This window comes from Rhizomicrobium sp., from assembly GCF_056722145.1.
The window spans coordinates 1-5,773 of the sequence record NZ_JBWZET010000285.1 but is presented as its reverse complement, the minus strand read 5'-3'; the positions used below and the strand labels follow the sequence as shown (position 1 = coordinate 5,773).

6 protein-coding genes and 1 pseudogene are annotated in these 5,773 nt (G+C 64.9%); 5 read left to right on the top strand and 2 right to left on the bottom strand.

Annotated elements, in window-relative coordinates:
* From AC1P6P_RS14870 to AC1P6P_RS14860, 3 genes and pseudogenes are all read left to right on the top strand, one after another.
* Window positions 1-338: pseudogene (locus AC1P6P_RS14870) on the top strand (squalene--hopene cyclase); the annotation flags it as partial.
* 55 nt (window positions 339-393) lie between these two features.
* Window positions 394-873, top strand: a complete 480-nt coding sequence (gene parS, locus AC1P6P_RS14865; protein ID WP_481403224.1) for a type II RES/Xre toxin-antitoxin system antitoxin — start codon at window positions 394-396, stop codon at window positions 871-873.
* Window positions 870-1,373, top strand: a complete 504-nt coding sequence (locus AC1P6P_RS14860; RefSeq protein WP_481403223.1) for an RES family NAD+ phosphorylase — start codon at window positions 870-872, stop codon at window positions 1,371-1,373. Before parS ends, AC1P6P_RS14860 begins: the two co-directional genes overlap by 4 nt.
* Window positions 1,374-1,376: 3 nt before the next feature.
* Here the strand turns inward: AC1P6P_RS14860 and AC1P6P_RS14855 are convergent, their stop codons facing one another.
* Window positions 1,377-1,979 (bottom strand): YceI family protein, encoded by a 603-nt coding sequence (locus AC1P6P_RS14855; RefSeq protein WP_481403222.1) that lies wholly within the window; start codon window positions 1,977-1,979, stop codon window positions 1,377-1,379.
* Between the two features lie 293 nt (window positions 1,980-2,272).
* On the opposite strand from AC1P6P_RS14855, the gene dinB reads away from it, so the two are divergent.
* Window positions 2,273-3,355, top strand: coding sequence for a DNA polymerase IV (gene dinB, locus AC1P6P_RS14850; protein WP_481403221.1), 1,083 nt, complete (start codon window positions 2,273-2,275; stop codon window positions 3,353-3,355).
* On the opposite strand, the gene AC1P6P_RS14845 is transcribed toward dinB, so the two are convergent.
* Entirely contained in the window at window positions 3,267-4,382 is a 1,116-nt protein-coding gene (locus AC1P6P_RS14845; RefSeq protein ID WP_481403220.1) for a DNA topoisomerase IB, read from the bottom strand. The genes dinB and AC1P6P_RS14845 overlap by 89 nt on opposite strands.
* Before the next feature lie 182 nt (window positions 4,383-4,564).
* Here AC1P6P_RS14845 and AC1P6P_RS14840 point away from each other — a divergent pair, with 182 nt between their 5' ends.
* The gene (locus AC1P6P_RS14840) at window positions 4,565-5,737 is read left to right on the top strand and encodes a carbohydrate binding domain-containing protein (protein ID WP_481403219.1); all 1,173 of its coding nucleotides are present in this window, start codon (window positions 4,565-4,567) and stop codon (window positions 5,735-5,737) included.
* Window positions 5,738-5,773: the final 36 nt, after the last annotated feature.

Below are 5,773 nucleotides of genomic sequence, written 5' to 3'. Positions count from 1 at the left end.
GGCGCGGCAAGACCACCGCCTCGCAAACCGCGTGGGCGCTGATGGCGCTCTTGGCCGCCAACCGGCCCGAGGATCGCACCAGCATCGAGCGCGGGCTCCTTTATCTGATCGAGCAGCAGAAGGGGGGCACCTGGATCGAGATGGAATACACCGGCACCGGATTCCCCGGCTATGGCGTCGGCCAGACGGTGAAGGTGTCGGACCCGATGGTGAAGCGCCGCCTGCAGCAGGGCCCGGAACTGAGCCGCGCGTTCATGCTGCGCTACGGCCTCTACTGCCACTATTTCCCGCTAATGGCGCTGGGACGGGCGAAAAAGCTGGGGTATCTCGGCGCCTGACCGCTCGGCGGGCATGGCATTGACATCGCGACATGTGACGCATAAATTGCGACACATGACGCAGACCGTAGCCGAGCCGGAAATCGAAGTCGAGCACGACGTGGCCCGCACCGCCGAGCTGCTCGGCGGCAAGAAGGTGCTGCACCATCAGGTCCACAACCGGCTGGAAGCGCATGACCTGCTGGAGAACGGGCTGCCCAGTGGCGTGCTCGATCACCTGGCGAAAAAATTCACCCTGCTTGCGGCCCAGAGCCTGCTCGAAAAGGCGGTCGGGATCAGCGTGCGCACGCTGCAGCGCAATCGCGAAACACCCCGCCGCCTCAGCCCCGAACTGAGCGGCCGCGCCTGGAAATTCGCCGAAATCCTGGCGCGCTCCATCGACGTGTTCGGTTCGCAGGACGAAGCGGTCGCATGGCTGAAGCGGCCCGCCATGGCGCTCGACCAGCGCCGGCCGATCGACCTGTTGTCGACCACCGCCGGCGTGGAGTCGGTCGAAGAGTTGCTGACCCGCATCGAATACGGCGTCTACACATGATGGCGCTGCCGCCTCCGCTCGGGTCGGGTGACCTGAGGTTCTGGCGGCTCGACAAGGCGCGGCATGCGGCGACCTGGAATTCCGGTGAAGGCAGTTTTGCCGCCGGCGGGCGCTGGAATTCCAAAGGCGTGCGCGCCGTCTATGCCTCGCTCGATGCCGCCACGGCGATCCTCGAAGTCGCCGTGCACAAGACCTTCAAGGTGCTCGATACGGTCGCCCACACCCTGACCTCGGCGCGGATCATCGATCCGGCGAGCGTCCATATCGTTCAGGAGGCGGACGTTCCCAATCCGAACTGGCTGGTGCCCGGAACCGTCAGCGCCGGGCAACAGGCGTTCGGCGATGCCTTGCTCAAAGCGCACGCCTTCGTACTGTTGCCGAGCGTGGTCTCCAAGCATAGTTGGAACGTCGTCTTCGTCGACACCGTCGCCGCCGGTCATTACGACGACGTCAACCAGGAACGCTTCGCCCTCGACACCCGCCTGCATCCGGCGACGTGACGGTCACTTCTTCTCGAACGGTGCCGAGATGATCAGGGTGACGTCGTCGCCGATCAGCGGCACGTATTTGGTGACGCCGAAATCGCTGCGCTTCAGTACGCCCCGGACCTCGAAGCCGATGGTGAACGCCTTCGACATCGGGTTGGTGCCGGAGGCGGTGAAGGTGGCATCCAATACCACCGGCTTGGTCACGCCGTGGAAGGTGAGATTGCCGGTGATGCGGGCGGTGGTGGCGCCGGTGAGCGTCACGTTGGTGGTGGTGAAACGGATGGTGGGGAATTTGGCGGCATCAAACCAGTCGGCGCCTTTCAGCTCGCCATCGAGGGCGGCGTTGTGGGTGGCAACCGAGGCGACCGGGATCGTCACCGTCAACGCTGCGGCGGCGGGGTTCTTGGGATCGAGCGTCAGCGTGCCGGCGGCGCCGTAGAAATCGCCGTACCAGGTGGAAAAGCCCATGTGCGACACCGAAAACAGCACGCGGGCATGATTGGGATCGAGCGTGTAGGTTCCCGCCGTCACCGCTTTGGGGTCGGGATTGGCAACGCTCTGCGCACTCGCGGCGGAGAGGCTGGCGACAAACGCGAATGCGATGGCAGTGCGCAACATGGCGGGTCCTTTCGAAGCGATAACGGGCTGAGAGTAGAACCGTGCCGAACGGTAAAACAGACGAAATAGTCGGAACGCATTGTTTCTGAAAGTGAGCGTGATGGTAAGCCCCCTTCGGCGCTGACGCGCCACTTCCCCCACGGTTCAGCGTGCGGGTGGCGAGAGCGAGGCGCCCGCGGGGGCAGAAAGGGAAAGCGGCGCTCGCGGGGGCAGAAAATCGTCTCAGAGAGAGGCGCCCGTAGGGGCAGAAAGCGGGGTATATAGAGACGACTCACTGCCCTGCCCGCTCGCCGATGTCCGCGCTTCGCAAAATCATCCATATCGACATGGACGCGTTCTATGCGTCGGTGGAGCAGCGCGACCGGCCGGAGCTGCGCGGCCATCCGGTGGCGGTGGGTAGCCCTCGCGCCCGCGGCGTGGTGGCGGCGGCGAGTTATGAGGCGCGCAAATTCGGCGTGCGCTCGGCGATGGCCTCCACCACGGCGCTGCGCAAATGCCCGGAACTGATTTTTGTGATGCCGCGGTTTGAGGTCTATCGCGGCGTGTCGCGCCAGATCCGCTCGATCTTCCTCGAATACACGCCGCTGGTGGAACCCTTGTCGCTCGACGAGGCCTATCTCGACGTCACCGCCAACCTGAAGCACCTGCCGAGCGCCTCCGATACCGCCAGCGAAATCCGCCAGCGCATCTTCGATTGGACCGGGCTGACCGCCTCGGCCGGCGTCTCCTACAACAAATTTCTCGCCAAACTCGCCTCCGATTACAAGAAGCCGAACGGCCAGTTCGTCGTCACCCCGGCGCTGGGGCCAAGCTTCGTCGAGAGCCTGGCGGTGGCGAAGTTCCACGGCGTCGGGCCGGTGACAGCGGAGAAGATGAACAAGCTCGGCATCCATACCGGCGCCGATCTCAAGGCGCAGACGGTGGAATTCCTGTCGCGCCATTTCGGCAAGTCGGGGCCGTGGTATTACGACATCGCCCGCGGCATCGACGAGCGCCCGGTGGAACCCGACCGGCCGCGCAAATCCGCCGGCAGCGAAATCACCCTCCTCACCGACCTCATCGATCCCGTCGCGATCGAAAAGGAAGTGCGGGGCCAGGCCGACGACGTGTGGACATGGTGCGAGAAGACCCGCACCTATGGCCATACCGTCACGGTGAAGATCAAATATGCCGATTTCCGCCAGATCACGCGCGCCCGCACCCTGACCAAGGCAGTGACGGCGCAGTCCGACCTCAACGACATCGCGCTGGCGCTGACCCGCAGCCTCTATCCGCTCGAAACCGGCGTCAGGCTGGTGGGGGTGACGGTGTCGCATTTCCCCGCCGAGGAAGACGACGCCGCCGACCAGCTCGATTTCGATTTTGGCGGCTCGTGAGAAACGCCAGCACGCGGGCCTCATCGACGGAAAGACCCGCGCGCGCACGCGCCGGCGGCAGGCCGAACTCGCCGGCTTCATAGGCGAGCGCAATTTCCGGGTGGACATAGCATTTGCGGCAAATCGAAACGGTGTTGCGCAATCGCTCCGCCGCCCGCTCGATCGCCGCTTTCAGGTTTTTCTTGGTCGGCTGGACGCCGTCTTCGTGCAGCGCATCAAGCGCGATCGCCGCTTCCACGGTGCCGAACCAGGTGCGGAAATCCTTGGCCGAAACGCTGAGGCCGGTGACCTCTTTCAGATAGTCGTTGACGTCGGATGAGCCGATGCGTTGCACTGAGCCGTCGCCGCCCAGGTATTCGAACAGATTTTGCCCTGGCAACTCCTGGCAGGCGCGCACCACCTTGGCGACGCGCCGGTTCTGAACCGCCAGCCGCCACGCCTTGCCCGACTTGCCGGTGAAGAGGAAGCGGAGCTGCTGGCCCTCCACTTTCACATGCCGGTTGCGCAGCGTCGTCAGTCCGAACGAATTGTTGTCCTTGGCATAGCTCTCGTTGCCGACCCGGCTGAGGGTGTGTTCGAGGAGATAGACCACTGTCGCCAGCACTTTGGCGCGGGGCAATCCGGCCAGCGCCATGTCTTCGGCGACCTTGGCGCGCAGTGTCGGCAGCGCCTCGGCGAAGGCGATGACATGCTCGAACTTGGCAGCATCGCGCACCGCGACGAATTCGGGATTGTAGCGGTACTGCTTGCGGCCTTTGGCATCGAAGCCGGTCGCGGCAAGGTGGACCCGCGGATCGGCGGCTATCCAGACATCAGTCCAGGCCGGCGGCAGCGCCAGCTTGCGGATACGCGCCAGCGTGGCAGCGTCCTTGACCGGCTTGCCGTCGGGACCGCGATAGCCGAACCCGGTGCCGCGCTTGACCCGTTTGATGCCGGGCTCGGTGTCGCTGCCATAGCGCAAGCCGGCGACCGAGGCGGCCAATTCGGCGTTTACCAGGGCTTCGCTCAGGGGTGTCGGCTGCAGCATGGTGAGGACGAAAGTCCGAACACCCTGCGACGGTTCCCGTTGCCAGGATAAGCGCCGGAAGTCTCGCGTGTTACCGCTACCAACAACTGCGAATGTCTCGACAGCGCTTTCCCTTACGGGGGATATTATGGCGACATCCGTCTTCTAGAGGACGACGGCAAAACAAAAATTGGGGAGGGCCTATGAGTAAGTGGATCGTCGCGCTCTGTGCCGGAGCGCTCATGAGTTTTGCGGCCGCGGGGACGGCCAAAGCCGATGACATGCTGAGCCATCTGATCCTCAGCGCCAGCGGCGATTCCTGGAGCGTCTCGAATGCGCCGGCGACCGTCCGCGATGACGCCGACGTCAAGGGCGGCAAGGCCTCGCGCGTGGTCGTCCACAAGGGCGTCAATCCGTGGGACGTTCAGGCCACCATTACGGTGCCGCAGCCGGTCGCCAAGGGCGATGTCCTGCTGGTCGCGTATTACGTGCGCGTCGAAACCCCGCCGGAGGGCTCGACCACCGGCGTCATCACCCAGGCCGGCGTCCAGGTTGCCAAGGCACCCTATACGGCGCTCGCCACCGAGCCGTCGTCGCCGACCGGCAAGTGGAACGTCTATTACGCGACCGGCGTGGTCGATGCCGATCATGCCAAGAACACGCTGGTCGTCGTTCTCCATCTCGCCGCCGCCACCCAGACGGTCGATCTCGGTCCGATGTTCCTGTTCGATCTGCCGCCGGACTGGGACCGCACCAAGCTTCCCCATAACCGCCCCGTCGCCGCCGTACCGGCTGCTGCACCGGCCGCCTCTGCCGGTCCGGAAGGGCCTTACGCCGCCGACCTCACGCGGCTGCGCGCCAAGCTGCCGGTGAAGGGCGTACTGATCAATGATCCGTCCCAGCTCTACAGCTACGGCCCCGAAGTCACTGCCACCCAGGTCGCGGCAGCCGACGTCATCGGCGGCACCGCCAAGCGCATGGTTACCGCCAAAGTAGCGGCCCATCCCTATGACGACGGCGCTTCATCGCCGATCACCCCGGCGATCAGGAAAGGCGACGTGATTTTCACCGCGGTTCTGGTGCGCGCCACCGAAACCCCGGCCGGTACGCAAGCCGTGCTGATCCCGGAATTCGGCGTGCATCTGGCCGGAGCGCCCTACACGGCGCTCGCCACCGCCTCGGCCACCGCGCCCAAAGGCCAGTGGGTCTGGATTTACGCCAGCGGCATCGCCACCGAGGACTATGCCCCCGGCACCACCGGTTTCGGCATGCAGCTCGGCGGCAGCGCCCAAACGCTCGATATCGGGGCGGTCTACGTGCTGAACCTCGGCCAAGGCATCGACACGTCGAAGCTGCCGAACAATTTCGGCAAGTAAGTTTCGAGGGGGATAAGGCCCGGTGCGCCAACGCGC

What these genes read in the sequence shown, in the direction of transcription:
- AC1P6P_RS14855 (WP_481403222.1), bottom strand. Translation starts at nt 1,979, where the DNA reads ATGTTGCGCACTGCCATCGCATTCGCGTTTGTCGCCAGCCTCTCCGCC.
- parS (WP_481403224.1), top strand. Translation starts at nt 394, where the DNA reads ATGACGCAGACCGTAGCCGAGCCGGAAATCGAAGTCGAGCACGACGTG.
- AC1P6P_RS14845 (WP_481403220.1), bottom strand. Translation starts at nt 4,382, where the DNA reads ATGCTGCAGCCGACACCCCTGAGCGAAGCCCTGGTAAACGCCGAATTG.
- AC1P6P_RS14860 (WP_481403223.1), top strand. Translation starts at nt 870, where the DNA reads ATGATGGCGCTGCCGCCTCCGCTCGGGTCGGGTGACCTGAGGTTCTGG.
- AC1P6P_RS14840 (WP_481403219.1), top strand. Translation starts at nt 4,565, where the DNA reads ATGAGTAAGTGGATCGTCGCGCTCTGTGCCGGAGCGCTCATGAGTTTT.
- dinB (WP_481403221.1), top strand. Translation starts at nt 2,273, where the DNA reads ATGTCCGCGCTTCGCAAAATCATCCATATCGACATGGACGCGTTCTAT.